Origin of the sequence: Prevotella sp. MGM1 (assembly GCF_002933775.1) — a bacterium.
GTDB lineage: Bacteria > Bacteroidota > Bacteroidia > Bacteroidales > Bacteroidaceae > Prevotella.
The window spans coordinates 17,431-41,544 of sequence record NZ_BEWV01000180.1 but is presented as its reverse complement, the minus strand read 5'-3'; the positions used below and the strand labels follow the sequence as shown (position 1 = coordinate 41,544).

Here is a 24,114-nt window from a genome sequence, read left to right as displayed (position 1 = left end):
CAAACAGTCTATCGCATTGCGTATATAGATTGCTATCGTACTTATCTTCCTGTTTCGTGAGAAAATCAAGTGTTAAATTCGTGATATTTTTATTACATACCGCAATGAGATTATGGCAAGTCCGCCTTACGTTAACCCATGGCGGAAAAACACAATGCGATTATTTATTTCTGCCAAGCAAACCGCGCAACGAGAAATACAACCATTCCTGGACACGAAACATTGGCCACGACGGCATCGGGCGATACCCGAACTTAAAAGCCACACTCCTGCCTCTCATCATATCGGCCATCGTCTGCCACACCCTATGCAACTCTTCAAGCCCATATTGCCTTTCCTCAACCGTAAGTCCTGCTCCATGGCAGTGATAAAACATATATGTGTCTATCATATTCAGCCAACGGTGATCATTGTATTCAGCCACAGCGTCCTGTGCCACATCCATATCTTTCATTTGCCTGAGCATGCTCTCATTGGCCCGCAGATAGTCGAACCGACGGACGCTCACGGAATGAGTGGCCGACATCTCGTGCTGTCTGTAATAGTATATACCATCGCAACGTCGAACGGAGCCAGACGCTATATAATGTATCCGGGTTGTATTGTCGTCGCTGTAAAGCCGGCACGTCTCGTCATACGGATGACTCCTGTGGATATCGGCACGCACCATGTAAAGACCGTGTATACGCCACGTGAGGCTAAGCCGCAAAGCCTCGCCGCCGGTCAACACCTCGAAATCGGGCATCTGGTATCTCTCGGCTCTGTCCGCATATTCCATCACCACGTCAAACAGCACGCAACCGGTCGACGGATGACGGTCGAACACATTCACTGCACATTCCAGCGCATCGCTTGAAAAGTGATCGTCCGCATCGAGCATGCACACAAAATCGCCCGACGCAAAGCCCAGCCCCACATTACGGGCATGCGCCTGACCGCCGTTTTCAGCAAGCCGTATCACCCTTATCCTATTGTCACGGGAGGCATATCCGTTCAGTATGTCAAGTGAATTATCCGTCGAACAATCGTCAACGCATATTATCTCTATATCCCGTAGAGTCTGTCCCGTAAGCGAGTCAAGGCATTCAGGAAGATAACAGGCGGCGTTATATACGGCCACAAGGACTGACACACGGCTCATTTACGCAAGTATTTTTGTTTGAGTTTGTTCCACAGGGAGGTCTTCTTGTAAAGGATATACAGCGACACGGCGGCACTGACCATGAAGACAAAAATACCGAGAGACCAATAAAGCCACGCATCCTGGACAAAAGTGACAGCATAGGCCGCCATGCCGAGTAACAACTGCAAAAGGACATAGAGGCACACACGTGACGATATTACATATTGATAGCGAACACGGGCATATACAATGATCATGACAAGGTCGAGCAGATAGGCCACCGACAGGGCTATGCCCGTGCCGGTAAGCCCCCAATGCTCATAGCCCAACATTATCAGAAGTACCAATGCCACGTCAAACACGCCTTCAAGAATGAGATATGCCACCGAGTCACCTTTGGCAAGCGTGATATATGCCACCGGAAGAGACACAGACTTAATATACATCGAGAACACCGCAACCTGCGCCATTGCCACCACGGGAATAAACCGCCCGCTGTAAAGAAGCGGCAGAAGCATCGGCAAGGATATTATGAACATGGCAAGCATTGGCGACAGCAGAAGCACCGACACTTCAATCTGCCTGTTGACGGTAATGTTTACGGCTTCCACATCGTGATTTAAGGCCGACAGACGAGGGAAATAGTCGGTCTCCATCGCAGAAAACACCATACCTGCGTATGTAATCGTGAGCATGAAACCGGCATTATACAAGCCGACGACATCAAGATCGCCGCATACATTCAAATACGACCGGATGACTATCTCCGACCCGCTGCCTAATATCCCGGCCAGTACAAAAGCCACACCGAGACGCACCATCTGCATGCCTTCGCCCAAAATGCCACGCGAACCGCACAAACGCAACGGATAGAAACGGTATGAATAAGCCACGGTGAAAAGCATGTTCATGAAAGCCATGAGCACAATCACAGGCACGATACCGGCCTGCCCGAAAAAAAGGAATATGGGAACGGAAACGACAAGGGACGCAAAAACGGAGCAAATCTGTATCATCGCGAGCGGACGCAGGCGTCGGGCGGCCTTCAGTATGGCTGTCTCTCCACCGGTGACGGCAAGCAGTCCCACCGCAGGAGCAAGGAGAATGAAGTGCAGAGTATGGTCGCCCCATGAGAAAGTGTAATCGCTAAGCAGCGGCCCCACAGCCATGCATACGAGCATTCCGAACAGAGCGGTGAGCAAAGACCATGCCCTGATGACACGTATGAAATGCTCCATGCGCTCGGCATTGCCGCTGTCGAACTCTTCGGAAAGGTGTTTCACCGCACTGAACGATATGCCGAGATTGGTCGCTTGGGATATGAAAGTTATCGTGGAATTGAACAACGCCATAAGCCCCATACCCGAAGGGCCGAGCATAACGGCCACGAGCTTGTTACGGACAAGCCCCATCAGAATATTCAGTCCCTGCACTCCACCGAATATTCCGGTATATTTCAACACATGACCATAGCTGTCTTTTGATTCTGTGTCGTTCATCAAATTAATTAACGGCCATTTGCCTGTTTTATTACATTATTCATAAAGACATTATAAAAAAAGCCATTTGCCACCCGATATATTTAAATTAATATTGTACTTTTGCATATTGGATATGGATGCAAAGCTCAGTATCATAATACCGGTATACAAAGTCAAAGACACTCTCGACAGATGTGTGGACAGCATAATGAAGCAAGACTTCACACCGATGGAGGTGATACTCGTGGACGACGGCTCACCTGATGAGTGCCCGCGGATATGCGACAAGTGGGCGGCAGTCGACAGCCGCATAAAGGTAATCCATAAATCCAACGGAGGACTGAGCGACGCACGCAATGCGGGCATCGACAACGCACAGGGAGAATATATCACATTTGTGGATTCAGACGACTATCTGGACGAGGGAACGCTGTCCATACTGATGAGAACAATGGAGTCATGTCCGGAAACGGACCTGCTCGAATATCCTGTATACAGGTTTTACGGCTCCCCAAGACAAAGTATATTCATGCCGGAACGCAGAACGTACCATAGCACGGACGAATACTGGCTTTACGGAGAAGCGTACTCACATTCATACGCATGGAACAAGATTTACCGGCGCACTGTATTCAACGGCGTAAGATTTCCCAAAGGAAAGGTGTTCGAGGATGTTTACACCCTGCCGGAAATATTACAGAACGTGAATGTGGCCGTAACGGTAGAATGCGGAATGTATTTCTACTGCCACAACCAGAACGGAATAACAAATAAAGCCGGTGGAAAAGAGCTGCAAATGTTGCTCGAAGCACACATGAACGTCATCGACAGGTTTGTCGGCAAGCCTCATTTCGACAAATACTACATGCATGTTGTGAACATACAACTGAGCCTGTGCGAAATCACCGGATGCGAGCCTGCGCTCAAACGGATTAGGATAAAAAGTTTCAAAGGCATGCCTGCAAATACGAGGGTAAAGGCGGCTGCAATCAACATATTAGGAATAAAGACACTATGCAGACTATTCAAAGCCATGAAGAAGACAGGCGTACTCCGCTAATCAGTTTCATAATACCGTTCTACAACCTTCCGGTGGAAATGCTCATAGAGTGTATCGAGAGTGTCATTGCCCTGCCGCTGGACGGTGACGAACGTGAGATCATCGTTGTCGACGACGGTTCCGACGTTTGTGCCATGAACGAATTAAGCGATTACGGCAATGACATTATATACATCAGGAAAGCCAACGGAGGACTGAGCGACGCACGCAACATGGGATTGCGCATGGCAGCCGGAGAATATATACAGTTTGTCGACGGGGACGACTGTCTGATACCGTCCGCTTACCGGCAATGTATCGAAACGGTAAAGCGTAAAAATCCAGACATGGTCATGTTCGAATTTACACGCAACCGAAAGGATTTCGCACACAGTGAGGAGGAGTATGTATGTAATAAGAAAGAAGAAAACCTGCATTTGTCTGCCGACGGTCCGGTAACAGGCACAGAGTTCATGCTGAAAAACAACATTAAGGCCACGGCATGGGGATATGTTTTCAGTAAAAACGTACTGATGAACCTCCGCTTTGCCACCGGAATTGTCCATGAGGACGAGGAGTTCACGCCACAGTTGATCATCAGGTGCGAACGTATATACTGCCTACCGTTTAAAGCATACTACTACCGCAAACGGCAGGGATCTATCATGACAGGGAAAAACAGTGACTGGAAAGAAAGCAGGATGAATGATATGCACACCGTGATACTGCATCTCAACAATCTCGCTGACACCATGCCGAGTAAGGACAGACTCGCAATGCAACGTCGCGTGGCACAACTCACCATGGACTACATATACAACATCATCATTCTCGGGATGCCACGCGATGCAATCAATAAGCGCATTGAACAATTACGCTCCGAAGGACTCTTCCCATTACCAGACCGCAAATACACACAAAAGTACCGGTGGTTCCGCAAAATCACTGCCAACAAAATCGGATTGAATATCCTCATACATACTCTTCCATTGCTTAAACGAGAGAGATAAAAAAGCCAGGCTCATTGATTTTAATGAATAAACATACCGCTTACAATAGGCAGACATAGAATCGAACTGACTGACATACAGCCTATAGTCAACAAACATACTGTTAATGACAAGTATGATATGTACTTTCCACAAGCAAACAAACTGCTTTAAATGAGTAAAACCATAAAAATGAAAATACTTTTGTTAGGCGAATACAGTAATGTGCACGCTACACTGGCTGCCGGTCTGAGAAATCTTGGACACAAAGTTACGGTTGTTTCAAACGGTGATTTCTGGAAAGACTATCCCCGTGATATTTCCATAGTGCGCCGACCCGGGAAACTCGGAGGTATCATGCTGTTGGCAAAGATATATGCCATACTGCCAAAACTGCGCGGATATGATGTCGTCCAGCTCATAAATCCGATGTTTGTAGAACTTAAAGCCAAACGGATATTCAGCATTTACAACTACCTGAAAAAGCACAACGGCAAAGTGTTCCTTGGCGGTTTCGGCATGGACTGGTATTGGGTGAATACCTGTTGCACCGAAAAACCGCTGAGATACAGCGACTTCAACATCGGGAACGAACTGCGAACAAACAGCGACGCACTGAGAGAAAGAGCCGATTGGCTGGGAACCGAGAAAGAACGACTGAACAAATACATAGCCGAAACATGCGACGGAATAATAACAGGACTATATGAATACTGGATTTGCTACCACATGGCTTTCCCACAAAAAACCGTTTTCATGCCCTTCCCGATCCGATTATCAGATGAAATACAAGCGACAGACAATCAAAATATGGCAGAAACAAACCCACATACGGTGAAAAAGGCAAAAAACAATCCTTCAACAGCGACACGCAGACCTGTCAGGTTGTTTATCGGAATAAACAAGACACGCAGCGAATACAAAGGAACCGACATCATGCTGAAAGCTGCCAGGGACATTGCAGCCCGTTATCCTGACAAAGTGACACTATCATTAGCGGAATCTGTGCCATTCGCTCAATACGGAAAGATGATGGACGACAGCGACGCCATACTTGACCAACTATACAGCTACACACCGTCCATGAACCCATTGCTTGCCATGTCGAAAGGCATTATATGCATCGGGGGCGGTGAAAAGGAGAATTATGAGATTATAAACGAAAAGGAACTACGGCCGATTATAAATGTTGAGCCGACATACGAGAGCGTATATGAAGAGTTGGAAAAACTCGTTCTCAACCCGGAACGCATACCTGACCTGAAAAGACAGAGCACGGAATACGTCAGACGACATCATGAATACATGAAAGTGGCCCGCAAATACGAAGAGTACTATAAGCTGGCACTATCTGTTTTGCCAACAAGGTGACCGGTATATACACATACAACCAATGAATGCCATACACATGCCGGGAAGGCATTCGCAAAATCCTGACAAACAAATACAGACAACCGTAACATATACATATAACAAAAATGCCGGAACATTTAGTTCCGGCATTTTTTATTTCCTCGAAAAGAAAAATCGGATTATGCCTCAGCAGGTGCCTCCTCTGCAGGAGCGGCAGCCTCTGCAGCTGCTTCAGCAGCCTTTGCGGCTTCTTCTTCGGCCTTTGCAGCCTTCTTTTCAGATACCTTTTTGGCTATCGCCTCGTTGATTTTCTTCTCTGCCTCAAGCTCCTTCTCGTAAGCAGCCTTCTTTGCTTTTTCCTCGCTCTCACGAACAGCGTCTGCACCCTTGGTCTTATCGGCTTTCCAAGCGTCAAACTTCTTCTGTGCCGTTGCCTCGTCAAAAGCGCCCTTCTTCACACCGCCACGAAGATGCTTCATGAGGTACACGCCCTCATTGCTGAGGATATTACGTACTGTGTCTGTGGGCTGCGCACCTACTTCCACCCAATACAGGGCACGTTCGAAATTCAAATCTACTGTGGCAGGATTGGTATTAGGGTTGTAAGAACCAATCTTTTCAGTAAATTTACCATCACGTGGTGCTCTTGCGTCTGCGATTACGATACGGTAGAAAGCGTATCCCTTACGACCGCCGCGCTGCAATCTGATTTTTGTTGCCATTTTAAATTATTTGTTTTTTAGGTTTGAATTTATGCTGCCATCTCGTGACAGCGGCTGCAAAGTTACTCTTTTTAATGTCAACATATACTATATATGTATATTAAAAGAGTAATTATTATCATTTTTTAACAAGCATAAGACCTGCCTGCATCCCGTTTACACTTTTCATTAGGGCCGACACTGTTTGCAGATTTGAGTTGTTCGAACTGCTTGCCACCGTCTTCACAAGATTCAACAGTTTCGTGGCATCAGTCACGAGCATCAGCTTTTTACTTTCAAGCTGCGTGGTAATCGGTATGGCTTTTTTACCTGAGAATGTAAGGTTAAGCTTCGAATCTTTCACCGTCCATTTGCCTTTGAGTGTCTTTTTGCCAAATGTCTCGGTAAACGTACCGTCCGAGTTAAACGTAATCGTGAACGCTCCCGACTTTATTCCATATTTACCCAATTGTGCCTGTAAACTCTTTTCGATCTTACCGGCTGCGATCTTTGCTCCTGCCTTGGCAAGAAAATTATCCGACTGGAATACTATCGCCGGCTCGGAATATACCCATGTGCCCACAAGTTTATCAGATGTGGCCTGTTTTTTTCCGGAAAATACAGATGTTATGTTTGAAACGATATCGTCTCCCGATGACGACGAACCGGCTCCGGTTATCCCGCCGAGAATGCTTCCCAAATCTATTTGTGCGCTCGCACCTACAGAACACATGAGCATCACCGCAACGACAACCGACTTAAAAATCAATTTTTTCATTTTATTTAGCATTTGTTATAAGTGCGACAAAATTACGATTTTAGCTTTACCCATCCAAATAAAACGTTCAAAATTTTCTCAAACGGGCATTATTCGTTATCTTTGCCCACGGACAGTATGCTTATTGGCAACCCGACAAAAATAACGGTGCGCCACGCTCACATCATCCACAAATATAAAATCAACCTACCGAACGCAAACGACAATGCTTTTCCACACTGACAAACACGATAAAAAACAACTGTCGATACTAATCCCAACGTACAACGACGCATGCTATAATCTTGTCGAAGAATTGCACAGACAAGCATGCGAGGAGGATATAGACTACGAGATAATAGTGGCTGATGACGGTTCCACCGACGAAAACACCATACAGACAAATGCCCGCATCAACAATATACCACAATGCTCATACATAACGAGAAACGAAAACCGTGGCCGTGCGGCAATACGCAACTTCCTCGCCAAGACTGCCAGATACGACCAGCTGCTTTTCATGGACTGTGACATGGCATTGCCCGACAACCTTTTCATCTCCAGATACATCAATGAAATAAATGATGAGGCCGATGTGATAGACGGGCATACCTGTATTCACACGGACGATGAGACTTGGGGCAGAAACCTCAGATACATCACCGAACGAGCAGCTGCCCCTATGCACTCAGTAGAGATGCGGCAAAAAACACCTTACCAAAGTTTTGCCACGGCAAACTTCATGATAAGACGGGAAACGATGCTCGCCCACCCTTTCGACGAACGGTTCAGGTTTTACGGATACGAAGACGTGCTGCTTGGAAAAGAACTGTACCTGTGCGGAGCGCAAATAAAGCATATCGACAACCCGGTACTCTTCAAGGATTACGAGCCAAACGGTTCATTCGTTGCCAAAACGGAAGAGGCAATGCACACACTGCATCGCTTCAAGATAGAACTGCAAGGATACTCACGGCTGTTGACCTTGGAAAACAAACTGCGGAACATAGCTCCCGCAATAAGACTATGGCACATGTTATTCGGCAAAGCAGAGCGGCGCATTCTCACAGGCAGCAGCCCCAACATGACGATATTCAACCTTTACAGATTAGGTTACTATATGTCAATAAAAGAATAAAGAGCCACAAAGATAAAGTAACGCCCACAAACATTTCAAACAGATGTTATACAGACTAAAAAAACAAGAACGGGAACCAAACGTAACAATTATATCATACTAACCGAAAATAAGAATAAAAAACCTAAGACAATGAAAAGATTTGCATTTAAAATGTATCTGAAAAAAGGATGCGAGGAGGAATACGCCAAGCGGCACGCAGACATCTGGCCTGAACTGAAGCAAATGCTCAAAGAACAGGGAGTCGGCAATTACAGTATCTACTGGGATAAGGACACAAACATACTCTTTGCCTATCAGGAATGCTCAAAAGAGGGAAACAGCCAGGATACGAAAAACGTAGCCCCAATAACCCAACACTGGTGGGACATGATGGCAGACATAATGGAAGTAAACCCGGACAACTCACCTGTAAGCATTCCGCTCGACGAACTTTTCCACCTGGATTGACAGTCTGCGGCACATTAATAAGAGTTACAAACTATTATTACAAAACCAATTTTAATGCTTTTCAATTATTAAAAATAGAGCAGGTTGGGTTAAAATGAAGTGCACCCCAAAAGTTTTGTGCCTAACTTTTGGGGTGCACTTCAAAATAAGCAACCGATTACATTTTGTACAACCACCTGTATGTAAACAATATAAATAAAACAAAGAAGAAACTGACTGTCGGTAATGTATATCCGGTATATGACCGTTTTATTACAATTATCACTTATCGGCAGGATGTATTCTGATGCTTACGGTGCGAAACCAATCACGCAACACCCCTTTGTATCCGTCTTGAGAGTCACTCACAAAAATGAGTGTCATGCTACCGTCGGCAAGTTGCGGTCCAATGCACATACCCTCATAGTTGGCTATGCTGCGTCCGAAAAGCGAGAGACCGGTACGAAAACCATGCAGCAAATACTTATCGAGCATTCCGCCAGGCACGGCTGCGGAGGGATCTGCGAGATACAGTTTCACATTAACATACGAACCGAGCTTGCGCCGTGACACGAAAAACTCACGTTCAAGGACTATCAGCCGACCATCATCGAGAGCACAAAGCTCACTCACTCCCATGGCATACGCACCGGCGACAGTACGCGATTCGGGGGCATCCATCTCATAATAGAACCATTCAGCAGGCTGCAAATCATCATCAAAACTCTGCAACCGCAACCTGTTTCGTACACCGTTGACCGACGTAGCTTGCTCACCATCTACGGGCAGAGTACTCTCTGTCGTCGTCCAAAAACGATGCGTGACGGCATTATAAGTCAAAGACTCGAGTCCATAGTTTGCAGAAGATAAGGCAAAAACCTTTGGCACGGCAATCTCACGCCCTGTCCTAAGGCCGTCGAGAGAATATTCATATATCCTGTTGTCTGCCTCACCACAGATGAAAACAGTAGAGGCAGGGACAAAATAAGCGATGCCTTCACCATCACGGTTGATAGTTCCGGCTGAACGGAAACCCTCGTTTTCAACGTCAACGATTTTTCCTGACACAGTGTCTACGTCTATCTTGAAGACAAAAAATCCGTCCGTCTCAGACTTGTCGCTTACAACAGCATAGCGGTTGTTTCCAATATTGGCTATGCCGCTGTAATTTCCCGGCGGTACTTTGCCGGAAAACGACCGCTGCCCGCAATCATTCACTATAATTGTATCCGAACGAACAATTACACTGTCTGAACCGGCGGCAAGCGTTTTCAAACCGGTGAAAACACAAAGCGGTATCAGCGCAAGTCGCATCGAGGTACAATTCATTCGTAATCGTCTATTACAGCGTTTGTGAAATCAAGCATAGGCTTTGCCACCTTGAATATCTTTTCCATGCCGTCAAGCCATCCGTCGCCATCGAAAAAGTCCTCACCGACACTGTGCCAGCAGCTGTAATCCTTCATCCTGAGGTATCGCATGTGCTCATAGTCGGCAGGGAAACCTACCGGCCGCACTTTAAGCCGCTCCATGCCGAAACCTTGCCTGTCGTCCCAACCGGCTGTTTCTGGCGCTCCGAAGTATTTCAGGAATTCCTCGTTCTCCACACACCGAAGCCATTCGCCGATATTTCCCATTATTTCGTTGCGACAGGCGGTTAGTATATTTGTAGGCAACCAGTAGTTGCCGCATGCCAACAGGCAGTGCCCAGGTTCGAGATGGATATAGTATCCGCCGTGAAGCGCTTTCTTGCCGTGAGCCGCTATGTATGCACCAAAGTGGTTCTTATATGGAGACTTGTCGTTCGAGAACCTCGTATCCCGATAAAACCTGTAAGTAGCGTCTTTCACGGTGATGTGGGATATAGACGGGTCGAAAGTGCTTATCCGTGCTATCGCCAGCCCTACACCACGCTCAAACTCGGCCTTTGCAGCCATATACTCTTCCTTGTGCTCCTGGAACCATTGCTTGTTGTTGTTAGCCATAATGTCCCGCAGGAAGTCCAATATCAGTTTAGCGTCCATAATGTTTCTTTTGTATGTTAATCTGTTACGGCCGCAAATATAATAAAAAATATCGGCATGATAAAATCACCGCCATATTATTGCGCCATGGAGCGTACCGTATCGTCACTCATCCGGCATCTGATGCCGACAAGTGATTTAGCCCGCGGCTTTGCTTGCCTGTCTCGATTTTATTCCGTAATTTTGCAACAACGAAACAACAAAACACTCGCTACAATGAAAAAAGGACTCATACTCGAAGGCGGAGCCATGCGCGGGATGTTCACCGTAGGCGTGACCGACGTGATGATGGAGCATGGCATAGAGCCGGACGGAGTGATCGGAGTGTCGGCCGGGGCGGCTTTCGGATGCAACTATAAGTCAAGACAACCTGGAAGGGCGCTGCGATACAACAAAATTTTCGCACGTGACAAGCGTTACAGCGGTATCGGCTCGCTGCTGAAAACGGGCGATTTCTTCAACGCCGAGTTTGCCTACCACACCGTACCGACACAGCATGACAAATTCGACAACGAGACATTTGAGCGGAACCCGATGGAGTTTTATCTCGTATGCACCGACATCGACACGGGAAAGGCCATATATAAGAAATGTGAACGGGGCGGGCATGAGTTCTTCGACTGGGTGCGCGCCTCGGCATCAATGCCCGTGGTGTCGCGCGCCGTGGAACTCGACGGCATGAAACTGCTCGACGGCGGCATCACCGACTCCATACCGTTGAAGTTTTTCGAGAGCATCGGCTACTTGCGGAACATAGTAATTCTCACCCAACCGAGGGACTATGTGAAACATCCCAACAAAGCTATGCCGCTCATTAAGATAAGCCTGCGCAAGCACAGGGGGGCCGTCGAGGCAATGATGCGCCGCCACGTGATGTACAATGAACAGACTTCATACGTGGCAATGGCGGAAAACGAAGGACGGTGCCTCGTAATACGCCCTGACTCTAAACTACCGATAGGCCATATTTCGCACGACCCCGAGGAGATGCAACGGGTATACGACATCGGACGCGAGACCGGACTGCGGCATGTGGAGGCCATGAAAAAATTTCTATCCGCACCGGAATAAATATCCGCCGACAGTGTTTTTTCATCCGTATGCCACAATATCACGCTGTTTCAAGCCGATGTTTTTCGGCTTTTTAGTAACTTTGCACGCATTATGAGAATAGACATCATCACAGTATTGCCCGAGATGATCGAGGGCTTCGTCAACGAATCGATACTGGCAAGGGCACAGAAGAAAGGCCTTGCCGAGATACATCTGCACAACCTGAGGGACTACACGAACGACAAGTGGCGGCGCGTGGACGACTATCCTTACGGGGGATTCGCGGGAATGGTGATGCAGTGCGAACCGATAGACAGGGCTATCTCGGCACTGAAAGCGGAGCGCGATTACGACGAGGTGATATTCACGTCGCCCGACGGGGAGCGGTTCGACCAGCACGTGGCCAACGAGCTGTCGATGAAAGGCAACATCATAATCCTATGCGGGCACTACAAGGGAATAGACCAGCGTGTACGAGACCACCTCATCACACGGGAGATAAGCATAGGCGACTATGTGCTCACGGGCGGAGAACTGGCCGCCGCCGTGATGGCCGATGCCATAGTACGCGTCGTTCCGGGAGTGATCGGCGACGAACAGAGCGCACTTTCCGACTGCTTTCAAGACGACATGCTGTCGGCTCCGATATATACCCGCCCGGCTGACTATAAGGGTTGGAAAGTGCCGGAGATACTGTTGAGCGGCAACGAGGCCAAGATTAAGCAATGGGAACTCGACCAGGCCATGGCACGCACGGCCCGACTGCGCCCCGACCTGCTCGAAGGCAAAGGGAAATAACCTACCGGCTTAATTGTATTTAATCGCATGACACGATACATGCAATGGGTATATTTGCTTTTTTCGGAAAGATTGCACTTTTTTTCTTAAATGATAAAGCCGGAAACAAATCTACTTTGCTTCCGGCTTTATCATTTAACTACCACTTTCCGGCATACCGCCTTATTTACTTCTTGTTCGGTTTCTGCTTGAAACTGTATGCCAAACTGAGCATAACATAGCGCGGAATACTGTTGTACCACCTCTCTGTACGACCCTGTGCATTCACTGTATAGCGCACGTTAGACAGTTGATGAAGTATGTCGAACGCCGAGAGTTTTGCCATTATACGGCCTTTCATGAACGAGCGGCTTATCTGTGCGTTCCATATAAGGTCGTCTGTATTCATCGTACTGCTTGCATATCCGCGTCGACTGAACATGTTCATGTCCGTAGACACATTGAGCTTTATCACAGGAATGGTATATTGCAGGTTTCCGCCAAACTGATAGTCAAAAACGTCGATAGTCTCAAAATTATCAATATTGCCTGTGCTGTGACGGACGGTGAGTTTTCCCACGATGCCGGCAGACAATGTCTTGAACCTATATGTCAGTTTGGTGTTGAGACGAGTATACACATTATCAACCTTGCTCAGCACGTTGTTGGCTTCATCGTAGGACACGGCAAAATCCACACTGCGCTCGTATTTCACTCTGCCGTCTATGCCAAAACGCAGTCTTTTGGCCTTGTCTACCGGCATATCAGTACCTCCTTTCACGCTGGCGTTCCAATTGCCGTCCACATTACCGTCCTTGTACACATAGGCACCGGTAGTCGAATTATAAGTGGTACGCCTCCCTATAAAACGCTGACTGACTCCAATATCAAAACCAGCGAATGTGCTTCCTCCCGTCTTTAGGTTCTTGAAGGTTATCAGGCCGCTACCTTTGTGATTGATGGTACTTTTCAAATCGGGATTACTGATGTACAACGACAGCTCATCGGATGTGTCGACAACCGGCATCATGCGTTTTAAATCAGGCTGCTTAACACTAAGTGAGTAACGCAGAGTTATGGGAGTGTTTCCAAACCGCTTGTATAATATCGACGGCTGGAATAGCATTTTGTTTCTTGTTGCCACCGTATCAAGTGTCGATTGCATATAGTCGAGCTTCTCACTGATATGACTTAGCGGTAAAGTGAAACGTATATTGTATTTCTCCGTGTACTTCTGTAACTGCAAATTCAAGTAGTAATTGCGCGTCAGAAGAATGTTCTTTACACTGTTTTCTGTGTCAAACGCCAAAAGGCGGTCTTCTTCCGAAACAGGAATGATGCCGAGATGATCGTATATTTCGCTGTCAAGACGGTCGAGACGGTACAGCAAATTATTATCAGTCTTTCTGTCCTGTGTGAATGTCACGCTTGCTTCCAGATCCCATTTATCGGGCAACGCATAAATATATCCCATTTCAAATGAATATCTGTAATAGTTATCACGGCTGTCAAAATATCTGTTTTTCAGTTGTTCTTCACCAGTAGCATCGTATTTCGTGGCCTCCATATCAAAACGATCGGTCGGTTGATTACGATAATAATTGCCGTAAAAATTGGCAAAAAAGGAATCTCCATTATTAAAAGGCTTATACCAGAACACGCCCCAAGTAAACGAAAGATACTTGTTTTCGCTGCGATACAGATTATGGCGACTATTCACAAGCGTGGCACCGCGCTTCGTAGAATCCACACGTTCGTTGTTATAATTACTAGAAAAGTAGTTCATAGTCATATAAGTACGCAGGTTGATCTTCCGAAAATGGATTTTGTTGCCTGTGTAAAAAGAGAAATCTTTAGATCTGCTTACATTTTGGTTCCACTTGTTTATGTTGCCATCGGCAGCGAAAGTCTCCGACTGTTGCCCGCTGACATTATCCCCATCGGTCCATCTCACGGTAGCATCGAAAGTCTCCTCCACACGCTTTTCCTTGTCTTCCGTCTGCAAATGAACACCCGTATACTTGGTCGCCAGCAAACCTTGCGTCCGGCCACTCGGTGTCCAATCACCGTCGTTACCTGGTTTTCTGTCTTCGTTCACGTTGTTAATATTGCCAAATGCGGATATCCGGGTATGGTCATCGTAATATAGTCCGAACGCCCTCGACATATACCTGTCTTCCGTTCCCATTCCCCCTTCGGCGTTGACGATGGATCCCCGGGCATACTCACGCTTGAGTCTGACGTCCATCACAAACTCTTTCTCCTCAACCTCACGCCCTAACATATCGCTCATCTCCGTCGACTTATGATACACCTTTATGTCCTTCACCGTGAAATAAGGCAGATTTTCAAGCATAATCTTGTTCTTTCCTTTAAAGAAATCCTTGCCGTTAAGTGTCAGATAATCTATCTTCTCACCATTGATGTATATGTCGCCGTTGTCTTTCAGTTCCGCGCCGGGCAACTGACGTACAAGCGCATCGAGCATCGATCCTTCGGGAAGATTGAACGCCGAGGCATCATATACTATCGTATCACCTTTATACGCAACCTGCACCTTGGTACCTGTGACCACCACTCCGCCAAGCTCCACATCCTTAAAGATGTCGTCTGCCTTGCGCTTGATCAATATTGTCGGAACTATATACTGTTGCTTACGCCCTGTTATTTTAAGTTCATAGTCAGTATATGATGTCTCATAGCCGTCACTTTCTATTCTGATTATATACTTGTCATCCCGCTTCGGAACATCAACAATATAAAAAGAGTTTGTCTTGTAACCACTGAGCGAGTCTTCCGTTATTACCGTCGAGTCGGCGGTCATTATACAAAACTTACCATACATCCTCGCCTTGGTAAACGAGTCATATACCTCTCCGTGTATCTCAACGGTCTTTTCCTTCTTCGCCTTCTCCTTTCCAGCACCCTGGGCGCCTGCCGTAAGGGCACAGAACACCGGGGCAAGGAGAATTATCCACTTGCAGATTGTATTCATAAATTATTGTAATTTGATTGTCTTTTAATATAAAGAAAAGACACGGAAGCACTTAGATAGTACAAGTTTCATCTCCTTGTCCCAAACTTTCTATCTTTCATTTTCTCTGTGTTTCCGTGTCTGTCCTTTTCGTTATGTGCCTGACTTCTTGTCAGTCTCAATACCGGTTATCAACACATATATGTTGAATGCTTATCTTATACCCATTGCCGGCCAAGCATAAACAGATGCGCTATCTATCAAATATTTCATCCATTTTCTTTTCAAGCTCAGAACCGTATATGTCCGAGGCGATGATGCGTCCGTCTGGCCCTATCAACACATTCTCCGGGATACAGCGCACACCGTACAGGTCGAGAACCGACTTTCCGTCATATTCGAACGGCGTATACAGATGTGTCCATTTAAGCCCTCTTTTATCCACATAACGCTTCCAGAGGTCTTTATCAGTGCCGATAACGACGCTTATTATGTTCAATCCCTTATCGCCATACTTATTCATCAATTTCTTATATATAGGGAAATCTGTTCTTGACGGGTTCCACCGTTCTTTCCAGAAGTTTAGTATCACATATCCTTTGCCTATAAACTCGCCCAGACTGCGCTTCCCCCCGGCCGTGTCTTCCAGTTCCGCATCGACATATTTCATGCCCGGGCGGCGCTTTTCCAATCCTGCGAAATAATCTCTTGCCGGGCGTAATATCTCATTTGAATCATTTTCCAAGAAGCCATTAAAAAGCCCGTCAAGTTCCTCATAGCTCATTGCCGAATAGCAATCGGCAAGAAGACATGCCGCCACCATGGCATTATCACAGTTTCCAATGGTCTCAATCTCAATTCTTTTAAGGCTGTCACAGAGAGCCTCGTAGCCTTCATTATCCACTATTCTGCGACTGCCGTTCACACTTACTGTATATTTTTGCCTGTCTGCTATTATATTTTTAAAACGCAGTTGGCACTCTCCCAACTTCATATTTGTCTCCGAACCGCTCATAACTCCCGTTCGCATATCAATAACCACCGGTATACTGTCGGCCATGAGGCGCCATTCCCGTCCCATTTCGTCTGAAACAGTCACCGGATTATCTTTGCTTACCAAGCCAGAAAAAGAGAATTTACCGTCTTTCACCTGTACCGCATACGTATCGGCAAACGTCTGTTTGCTGTCGGTTACGAATATCCGACGGATGTCTCTGTCTGTTCTTCCACTGACATTAAACGTCCCGTACTCCTTTAATTCAGACATATCGTAAGTCTCAAACATAAGCTTCACATAGTTGCGGTTTGCCAAATCCTTATTGGAAACTGACTCGAAAAGCACATCTCCATCAGGTATGTGAAACGTTTTGCCGTTCAACACCGTCTTGGCATTAGCTATAATATTGTACCGTGCCCCGGAGGGAGTGATGTCAAGCAACGCCGACAATTCCTCATCCATCGCCTTATACTGCGTCTCGGTAAGATTTCCCTTGAAATCGGCGGCCAGTTTGCTGATGAAGTAAGCCACCGCATCACAATCCATCTGCCTATTGTCTTTAACGTATTCGGAATACAATCCGTTGAGATAAGCCATCTGTTCACGAAGATTTATATACTCTTCCGACTGATTACCGCCTTTCGAAGCGACTTTATTTGAATTATCCCTATAAGAATCTTCAATAAATTCCACCATCCGCCAATGCGTCCCCGACAGCTCCACCACGTTGCCGTCTATCATCCGCCATGTAACTCCTTTGGAGTCGATATACTCCACATCATGCCATGTGAGCATGTAAGACGTGCGCCGATTATCACTTTCCTCAAAACAGAGATAACGGAAATTGTCTCTGTCATCTATCCTGAAATTGAAAAATACCCGCCCATATGCCGCGTCAGGCCACATAAAAGAGACTTTACCAAATGGCCTACCGGCTTCTTTTTGCGGAAGCACAAACATAGAAGAGGAATATCGTATATTGTCGGCAAAGGCTTTTTCCAACCGTACCAAAGGAGCTGGCAGTTTATGGTCATCTGCCTTTCCCTTCGGGTACGTATACTTAAAATTCCACTCGTAAAGTCCCGTTCCACGATGTGACAGCACAGATTTAAACTCGGAAGCGGCCTTGAAGTGTTCCAGTTCCTTCTTCATGTTCTTCGCTCCGACATTGTCCCGTGCCGGAATTGCGACCGAAACCAGCAGCGATACCGCCATTATTACCAGCTTTCTCATATAGTTTGCCTCCTTAATCCGGTTTTATTTATACATTAATATTATACTGTAATACCACTCACGCCATACGTATGCTCACCAATGCCCGTATGCTTCATAGTCTTGATTGTCTCTCGTTATCTTGTCGACAAGCACCCTTCTCATCAACCTTTGCAACCGCGAGTCGCTCTCGATAAGCTCTTCCACACGTGCGATATACACACTGTCACTCACGTTTTCGAGTCCCCGCTCTATCCGTTCTATTATGTCCGTAAGGCTGTCGGAGAGTGTCATGTCGGCGTTTATAATCTTTTCATCGGCAGAGGACGCGAGCAAATCCAGCTCGGCAATATCCGGTTGCGACACCACTGGCAATTCAACATCTTTCTCCACCGTGGGTTCCACCACCTCTTGCAAGCCCGGCCGCTCCTTTATTATGGCAGGCCCGACAGGTGGCAACCCTGCCTTAGAATTACGATTTGCCTCCACCTTTGCCACAACGGGTATATTGCAGTCCTCTCGCCCGCCGAACTTCACACCAGCCAAGAACACGAAAGCGATGACGGCGGCGGCGACCGGCTACCACCCTGTCGTACTCATCGGTCATATCTTCCATGAGCCAAGCGTCCGTGTCAGGCTCGTCAACCGCAGGACGGATAATGTCACGCAGCATCTTCTGCTCCGCCGTGACACCGTCTCCTTTCAGAAGGTCGTACAACCGGCGTTCTTCTTCCCTCGTTGTCTCACCCGCCAGAAAACGGTTCGTAAGTAGTTCTATATCTTTCATAAGTAGCCTCCTCTCTTTATAGTTTCAAAAAGTTTGCGTCTTGCAGTGCTGAGCATGGCGCTCACGGAGCGCGCTCCTATTCCCGTGGCAGCCGATATCTGCTGTATGTCCATATCCGCCTCATGCCTCATCCTGTAAAGGCGTAGCTCAGATTTGGTGAGACCGGCAAGTGCACGGTTTAAAACCATCTCGCCGTCTTTCGCCTCCACAGGTGCCGTCGGCCTGTTGTCCACAGACATCCTCTCGTCCACCGGCACCGTCCTGTGGGCTTTCTGCCTGCGCCACTCGCTCACACATAGATTTTTAGCCATGCGCACGGCAAGCGCCTCAACCCCGAGTTGCACATTTACCCTGTCCCGCATTATCCACAACCGTGTAAGTATCTCCTGAGCAATATCCTCTGCCTTGTCGTCATCGGCAAAGAACTCACGTTCCACTTTCACCAGTCGCAGACGCAGCTTTTCGGCTATATGTTCAAACTCTATTGTTGTCATATCCGTATTTAATACGCAAAGAGGAGCACGATGTTAAGTAAAAAAAACGAAAAAAAATTCCACCGATATGTAAACATCTCATGCGAAAACAAGACCACAAGCATCGTCATCTCTCTGAATTAACTATCATAAAGTTAACATGTTTATTTAATAATATACATCTACAGCATAGACTTTAAACCAAATTTAACATTACGCAAGTGTCATATTTATTACGCCTCATACCGAAAAGCATGCAAAAACAAAACCTTGCCACTATACATTTCAGTATACGGAGCATAGTCTGTTTCGCACATTCAGACGCAAAAGCGCAACATTTCATTTCAAATACTCACAAAACACATTATATTAGTTACGGATTGACACAAATAAATAAAATTAAAGATTAATTCGTTGGCCGTTATCAATAAATAGATTACCTTTGCAATAAATTTTAATCGCATGAAAAATAAACTGAGAAGTGCAGTATGCACGGAAGGAAGAAGAATGGCCGGTGCCCGTGCGCTATGGGTAGCAACAGGAATGAAACGGGAGCAATTCGGCAAACCTATCATAGCCGTCGTGAACTCGTTCACGCAGTTTGTGCCAGGACACACGCACCTTCATGAAATAGGACAGATAGTAAAACAAGAGATAGAGGCAATGGGTTGCTATGCGGCCGAGTTCAATACGATAGCCATCGACGACGGAATAGCGATGGGACACGACGGCATGCTCTACTCACTGCCAAGCCGCGACATAATAGCGGACTCGGTGGAATATATGGTGAACGCACACAAGGCGGACGCAATGATATGTATCTCAAACTGCGACAAGGTGACACCGGGAATGCTGATGGCATCCATGCGGCTCAACATCCCAACGGTATTCTGCTCCGGCGGTCCAATGGAAGCAGGCAAATGGCGCGGCGAGAACGCCGACCTCATCACGGCAATGGTGAAAGGTGCCGACACGTCGGTGAGCGACGACGAGATGGCCGAGATCGAGGGTTGTGCATGTCCGGGCTGCGGAAGCTGCTCGGGAATGTTCACCGCAAACTCTATGAACTCTCTCACAGAAGCCATCGGACTGTCGCTGCCGGGCAACGGCACGATATTAGCCACACATAAAAACCGCATACAACTGTTCAAAGACGCCGCACGGCAGATTGTCAAAAATGCGATGGCATACTATGAGGACGGAGATGAAAGCGTATTGCCGCGCTCGATTGCCACACGACAGGCTTTTCTTAACGCCATGGCTCTCGACATAGCGATGGGCGGAAGTACCAACACCGTGCTGCACCTGCTGGCAGTGGCGCAGGAAGCCGGCACCGAGTTCACGATGAAAGACATCGACGAGTTGAGCCGCCGTGTGCCATGCCTGTGCAAACTGGCCCCTAACACGCAGAAGTACAGCGTGCAGGAGTGCGGCCGTGCGGGTGGCATTCTCGGTATCATGAACGAGCTTTACAAGGGCGGACTGATAGACGGGAGCACCATGCGCATAGACGGAAAGACGCTCGGCGAGCAACTGGAAAAGTACGACATCACGACAGGCGGCACCGACCCCGAGGCCGACAGGATATACCAAAGTGCGCCGGGAGGACACTTCTCGACAAAGATGGGCAGCCAGGACGCACAGTGGGGCACGCTCGACACCGACCGTGAGAACGGGTGCATACGCGATTTGGAGCACGCCTACACCAAAGACGGCGGGCTGGCAGTGCTTTTCGGTAACATAGCACAAGACGGATGTGTGGTAAAAACTGCGGGAGTGGACAAGAGCCTGTGGCATTTCAGCGGACCGGCACGTGTGTTCGACTCTCAGGAAGCCGCATGCGAGGGCATTCTCGGCGGACGGATAAAGAGCGGAGACTGCGTGGTAATCACAAACGAAGGACCAAAAGGAGGCCCCGGTATGCAGGAAATGCTATACCCCACCTCATATATTAAAAGCATGCACTTGGGCAAAGAGTGCGCCCTTATTACAGACGGACGCTTCTCAGGCGGAACGAGCGGACTGAGCATCGGCCACATCTCGCCCGAAGCGGCTGCAGGAGGAAACATCGGCAAGATAAAAGACGGAGATATAATAGAAATAGATATACCCTCACGTTCTATCAACGTGAAGTTGAGTGATGAGGAACTGCACGCACGGCCTCAGCAGCCTCTGACCAGGAAACGTGAGGTATCAAAAGCTCTTCGGGCGTATGCCAAGAGCGTAAGCTCAGCAGACAAGGGCGGAGTGAGAATGATTTAATAAAGAGAAATTAAGGAAATTGACGTAGAAGTTAAAGAAGTCAAGGAAGTTAATGAAGTTAAAGGACAATACTATTGGTCGCTCCTTTCTCTTCCGTAAAAAGAACAGGACGTACAATGAAATTTACACGTAACAAAGTAATGTCTTTAACTCCCGAGTTGGCGTAGCCTACGATAACTACCTTAACTTCCAATAAAAGAGTATTGTCCTTTAACTCCAGAGCGAGCTTGCGAGTGATAACTCCTTTAATTTCCGAATAGAACAACATAAGTAAAAACAAATGCCAAAAGAGATTATAACAGGAGCGGAAGCGCTGATGCGGGCACTCCAAATCGAGGGAGTGAAAACCATCTTTGGTTATCCCGGCGGTTCTATCATGCCCGTATACGATGCACTTTATGACTATACGAGAGGCGAAAAGAAGGCGTTCGACCATATTCTGGTACGCCACGAACAGGCCGCCGCACATGCGGCACAAGGGTATGCGAGAGTAAGCGGGAAGGTGGGAGTTACACTTGTGACGAGCGGTCCAGGGGCAACCAACACCCTCACGGGTGTGGCCGATGCCATGATGGACTCTACACCGATTGTAGTTATAGCCGGACAAGTAGGCGTCGGAGTGCTCGGCACAGACGCTTTTCAGGAAGTAGACCTTGTGGGTCTGGCTCAACCCATATCGAAATGGAGCTATCAGATACGCAGGGCCGAAGATATCGCATGGGCTGTGAGCAGGGCATTCTACATCGCCCGCTCGGGACGTCCCGGCCCTGTGGTACTCGACTTCGCCAAAAACGCGCAGATAGAGACAACGGAATGGCAGCCGGCCCACGTGGATTATGTGCGCAGTTATATGCCATATCCCAAACCTGACAGCAACGCCATCACCGAGGCTGCCGCACTGATAAACAATGCCGAACGACCGTTGGCACTGGTAGGACAAGGCGTTGAGTTGGGCAATGCGCACAACGAGCTTATAGAATTTATTGAAAAAGCCGACATCCCGGCCGCACGTACACTGCTCGGCCTGTCGGCACTACCTACAAATCACAAGCTCAACATGGGCATGCTCGGCATGCACGGCAACCTGGCCCCCAATATCAAAGAGCAGGAATGCGACGTGCTGATAGCCATCGGCATGCGGTTCAGCGACCGTGTGACAGGAAATCCGGCCACATACGCAAAGCAGGCGAAAATCATACATCTCGACATAGACATATCAGAAATCGACAAGTGCATAAAAACCGATGTGGCCGTTGTTGGAGACTGCAAGGAAACACTGCCGGCAATCACACGGCTGTTGCAGGAAAACAGCCACAAAGAATGGTGCGACAGTTTCGAACCGCTCAAAGAACGGGAGACAAACAACGTGATAAAACCGGCGATACAACCAGAGGAAGGTCCGCTCCTTATGGGCGAGGTTGTGAATGCCGTTGCCGAAGCGACAGAAGGCAATGCCATACTCGTTACTGACGTAGGCCAAAACCAACTTTTCGCAAGTCGATACTTCAAATACAATAACAAACGTTCTATTGTGACAAGCGGCGGTCTCGGAACGATGGGATTTGGAATTCCGGCCGCCATCGGAGCCTCTTTCGGCTCACCCGGGCGCACGGTATGCGTCTTCACCGGTGACGGAGGCTATCAGATGAGCATACAGGAACTGGGCACGATAATGGAGCAACAGATACCCGTAAAGATGATTATGCTGAACAACAACTATCTCGGTAACGTACGACAGTGGCAGGATATGTTCTTCGACAGGCGGCAATCTTTCACCAGAATGCTCAATCCTTGCTATGAACGGATTGCCGAAGCCTACGGAATAGGATACAGAAGGATAAGCGACCGTCATGAACTTGCTGACGCTGTAAGGGATATGCTATCCGCAAAAGGTCCATACCTGCTCGAATGCGCCATAAAGGAAGACGACAACGTATTGCCCATGACACCTCCAGGAAAGACTGTCGACGAGATGATGTTGGACGTAAATATCTAAGAGAAATGGAAGAAAAGAAACTTTATACACTGCTGGTATACTCAGAGAACATAGCCGGAATACTGAACCAGATAACGGCCGTATTCACCCGCAGGCAGGTGAACATAGAGAGTCTCAACGTATCGGCTTCCAGCATAACGGGACTTCACAAGTACACAATCACAGCGTGGAGCACCGAAAACCTGATAACGAAAATAACAAAACAGATAGAGAAAAAAATCGATGTGGTAAAAGCCATATACTGCACCGACGAAGAGCTTTTCATCCGTGAGACGGCTCTATACAAACTTGCCACGGCCACAGTGCTCGACAATCCGGAAGTATCGAGAACGATAAGAAAACACGAGGCCACCATAACAGAGGTCAATCCGACTTATGTGATAGTGACGAAAAGCGGACTTACGGAAGATATTCTAAGCCTGTATGAAGCCCTTAACGCTTTCGGTTGCGTGCTGCAATACACACGCTCGGGGCGCATTGCCGTGACAAGAAGCATACAGGAAGAGGTTTGCGAATATCTCAAGGAAAGAGAACAGGCTGGAAGATAAA

Annotated in this window: 21 protein-coding genes; 10 read left to right on the top strand and 11 right to left on the bottom strand. The window is 47.5% G+C overall.

The window, feature by feature from the left end; all coding sequences use genetic code 11:
* Positions 1–160: 160 nt before the first annotated feature.
* Together MoGM_RS07175 and MoGM_RS07170 are read right to left on the bottom strand one after the other, a co-directional pair.
* Positions 161–1,141 carry a glycosyltransferase family A protein gene (locus MoGM_RS07175; RefSeq protein WP_104369424.1) on the bottom strand — a complete coding sequence of 327 codons (981 nt, stop codon included), beginning with the start codon at positions 1,139–1,141 and terminating at the stop codon, positions 161–163.
* Complete coding sequence (locus MoGM_RS07170) at positions 1,138–2,622, bottom strand: oligosaccharide flippase family protein (protein WP_104369423.1); 1,485 nt, start codon at positions 2,620–2,622, stop codon at positions 1,138–1,140. Before MoGM_RS07170 ends, MoGM_RS07175 begins: the two co-directional genes overlap by 4 nt.
* A gap of 115 nt (positions 2,623–2,737) precedes the next feature.
* Here MoGM_RS07170 and MoGM_RS07165 point away from each other — a divergent pair, with 115 nt between their 5' ends.
* The 3 genes from MoGM_RS07165 to MoGM_RS07155 all read left to right on the top strand — a co-directional run bounded on the left by MoGM_RS07165 (position 2,738) and on the right by MoGM_RS07155 (position 6,003).
* On the top strand, positions 2,738–3,664 hold the full coding sequence (locus MoGM_RS07165) for a glycosyltransferase family 2 protein (RefSeq protein WP_104369422.1): 927 nt from the start codon (positions 2,738–2,740) through the stop codon (positions 3,662–3,664).
* The gene (locus tag MoGM_RS07160) at positions 3,619–4,653 is read left to right on the top strand and encodes a glycosyltransferase family 2 protein (protein WP_104369421.1); all 1,035 of its coding nucleotides are present in this window, start codon (positions 3,619–3,621) and stop codon (positions 4,651–4,653) included. Before MoGM_RS07165 ends, MoGM_RS07160 begins: the two co-directional genes overlap by 46 nt.
* A gap of 171 nt (positions 4,654–4,824) precedes the next feature.
* Positions 4,825–6,003 carry a glycosyltransferase gene (locus MoGM_RS07155; RefSeq protein ID WP_104369433.1) on the top strand — a complete coding sequence of 393 codons (1,179 nt, stop codon included), beginning with the start codon at positions 4,825–4,827 and terminating at the stop codon, positions 6,001–6,003.
* A gap of 161 nt (positions 6,004–6,164) precedes the next feature.
* Here MoGM_RS07155 and MoGM_RS07150 read toward each other — a convergent pair whose 3' ends face one another.
* Positions 6,165–6,707 carry a 30S ribosomal protein S16 gene (locus MoGM_RS07150; protein WP_104369420.1) on the bottom strand — a complete coding sequence of 181 codons (543 nt, stop codon included), beginning with the start codon at positions 6,705–6,707 and terminating at the stop codon, positions 6,165–6,167.
* Between the two features lie 118 nt (positions 6,708–6,825).
* Positions 6,826–7,464 (bottom strand): lipocalin-like domain-containing protein, encoded by a 639-nt coding sequence (locus tag MoGM_RS07145; protein ID WP_158249571.1) that lies wholly within the window; start codon positions 7,462–7,464, stop codon positions 6,826–6,828.
* Between the two features lie 205 nt (positions 7,465–7,669).
* Between MoGM_RS07145 and MoGM_RS07140 the strand changes: the two genes are divergently transcribed.
* Both MoGM_RS07140 and rhaM read left to right on the top strand, forming a co-directional pair.
* Complete coding sequence (locus MoGM_RS07140) at positions 7,670–8,581, top strand: glycosyltransferase family 2 protein (RefSeq protein ID WP_104369418.1); 912 nt, start codon at positions 7,670–7,672, stop codon at positions 8,579–8,581.
* Positions 8,582–8,713: 132 nt separating this feature from the next.
* The gene (rhaM, locus tag MoGM_RS07135; protein ID WP_104369417.1) at positions 8,714–9,031 is read left to right on the top strand and encodes an L-rhamnose mutarotase; all 318 of its coding nucleotides are present in this window, start codon (positions 8,714–8,716) and stop codon (positions 9,029–9,031) included.
* A gap of 261 nt (positions 9,032–9,292) precedes the next feature.
* Here rhaM and MoGM_RS07130 read toward each other — a convergent pair whose 3' ends face one another.
* Entirely contained in the window at positions 9,293–10,339 is a 1,047-nt protein-coding gene (locus MoGM_RS07130) for an esterase-like activity of phytase family protein (RefSeq protein WP_233210195.1), read from the bottom strand.
* Positions 10,336–11,034: a DUF2461 domain-containing protein gene (locus MoGM_RS07125; RefSeq protein ID WP_104369416.1), complete on the bottom strand. Its 699-nt coding sequence runs from the start codon at positions 11,032–11,034 to the stop codon at positions 10,336–10,338. The genes MoGM_RS07130 and MoGM_RS07125 overlap by 4 nt, the downstream gene beginning before the upstream one ends.
* Before the next feature lie 216 nt (positions 11,035–11,250).
* On the opposite strand from MoGM_RS07125, the gene MoGM_RS07120 reads away from it, so the two are divergent.
* Entirely contained in the window at positions 11,251–12,105 is an 855-nt protein-coding gene (locus MoGM_RS07120) for a patatin family protein (protein ID WP_104369415.1), read from the top strand.
* A 93-nt stretch (positions 12,106–12,198) separates the two neighbouring features.
* Positions 12,199–12,885: a tRNA (guanosine(37)-N1)-methyltransferase TrmD gene (gene trmD / locus MoGM_RS07115; RefSeq protein WP_104369414.1), complete on the top strand. Its 687-nt coding sequence runs from the start codon at positions 12,199–12,201 to the stop codon at positions 12,883–12,885.
* Between the two features lie 166 nt (positions 12,886–13,051).
* On the opposite strand, the gene MoGM_RS07110 is transcribed toward trmD, so the two are convergent.
* The 5 genes from MoGM_RS07110 to MoGM_RS07090 all read right to left on the bottom strand — a co-directional run bounded on the left by MoGM_RS07110 (position 13,052) and on the right by MoGM_RS07090 (position 19,328).
* Positions 13,052–15,859: a hypothetical protein gene (locus tag MoGM_RS07110; RefSeq protein ID WP_104369413.1), complete on the bottom strand. Its 2,808-nt coding sequence runs from the start codon at positions 15,857–15,859 to the stop codon at positions 13,052–13,054.
* Between the two features lie 232 nt (positions 15,860–16,091).
* Complete coding sequence (locus MoGM_RS07105) at positions 16,092–18,068, bottom strand: peroxiredoxin (RefSeq protein WP_104369412.1); 1,977 nt, start codon at positions 18,066–18,068, stop codon at positions 16,092–16,094.
* 75 nt (positions 18,069–18,143) lie between these two features.
* A complete protein-coding gene (locus tag MoGM_RS07100) occupies positions 18,144–18,545 on the bottom strand; it encodes a hypothetical protein (protein ID WP_146078678.1) in 402 nt (133 codons plus the stop codon).
* Positions 18,520–18,834, bottom strand: a complete 315-nt coding sequence (locus MoGM_RS07095; protein WP_104369410.1) for a hypothetical protein — start codon at positions 18,832–18,834, stop codon at positions 18,520–18,522. The genes MoGM_RS07100 and MoGM_RS07095 overlap by 26 nt, the downstream gene beginning before the upstream one ends.
* Positions 18,831–19,328 (bottom strand): sigma-70 family RNA polymerase sigma factor, encoded by a 498-nt coding sequence (locus tag MoGM_RS07090; protein ID WP_104369409.1) that lies wholly within the window; start codon positions 19,326–19,328, stop codon positions 18,831–18,833. Before MoGM_RS07090 ends, MoGM_RS07095 begins: the two co-directional genes overlap by 4 nt.
* 441 nt (positions 19,329–19,769) lie before the next feature.
* Between MoGM_RS07090 and ilvD the strand changes: the two genes are divergently transcribed.
* The 3 genes from ilvD (at position 19,770) to ilvN (ending at position 24,113) form a co-directional block, all read left to right on the top strand.
* The gene (ilvD, locus tag MoGM_RS07085) at positions 19,770–21,569 is read left to right on the top strand and encodes a dihydroxy-acid dehydratase (protein WP_104369408.1); all 1,800 of its coding nucleotides are present in this window, start codon (positions 19,770–19,772) and stop codon (positions 21,567–21,569) included.
* A gap of 280 nt (positions 21,570–21,849) precedes the next feature.
* On the top strand, positions 21,850–23,565 hold the full coding sequence (gene ilvB / locus MoGM_RS07075) for a biosynthetic-type acetolactate synthase large subunit (protein WP_104369406.1): 1,716 nt from the start codon (positions 21,850–21,852) through the stop codon (positions 23,563–23,565).
* A gap of 5 nt (positions 23,566–23,570) precedes the next feature.
* Positions 23,571–24,113 carry an acetolactate synthase small subunit gene (gene ilvN, locus MoGM_RS07070; protein ID WP_104369405.1) on the top strand — a complete coding sequence of 181 codons (543 nt, stop codon included), beginning with the start codon at positions 23,571–23,573 and terminating at the stop codon, positions 24,111–24,113.
* The last annotated feature ends 1 nt before the right edge of the window (position 24,114 follow it).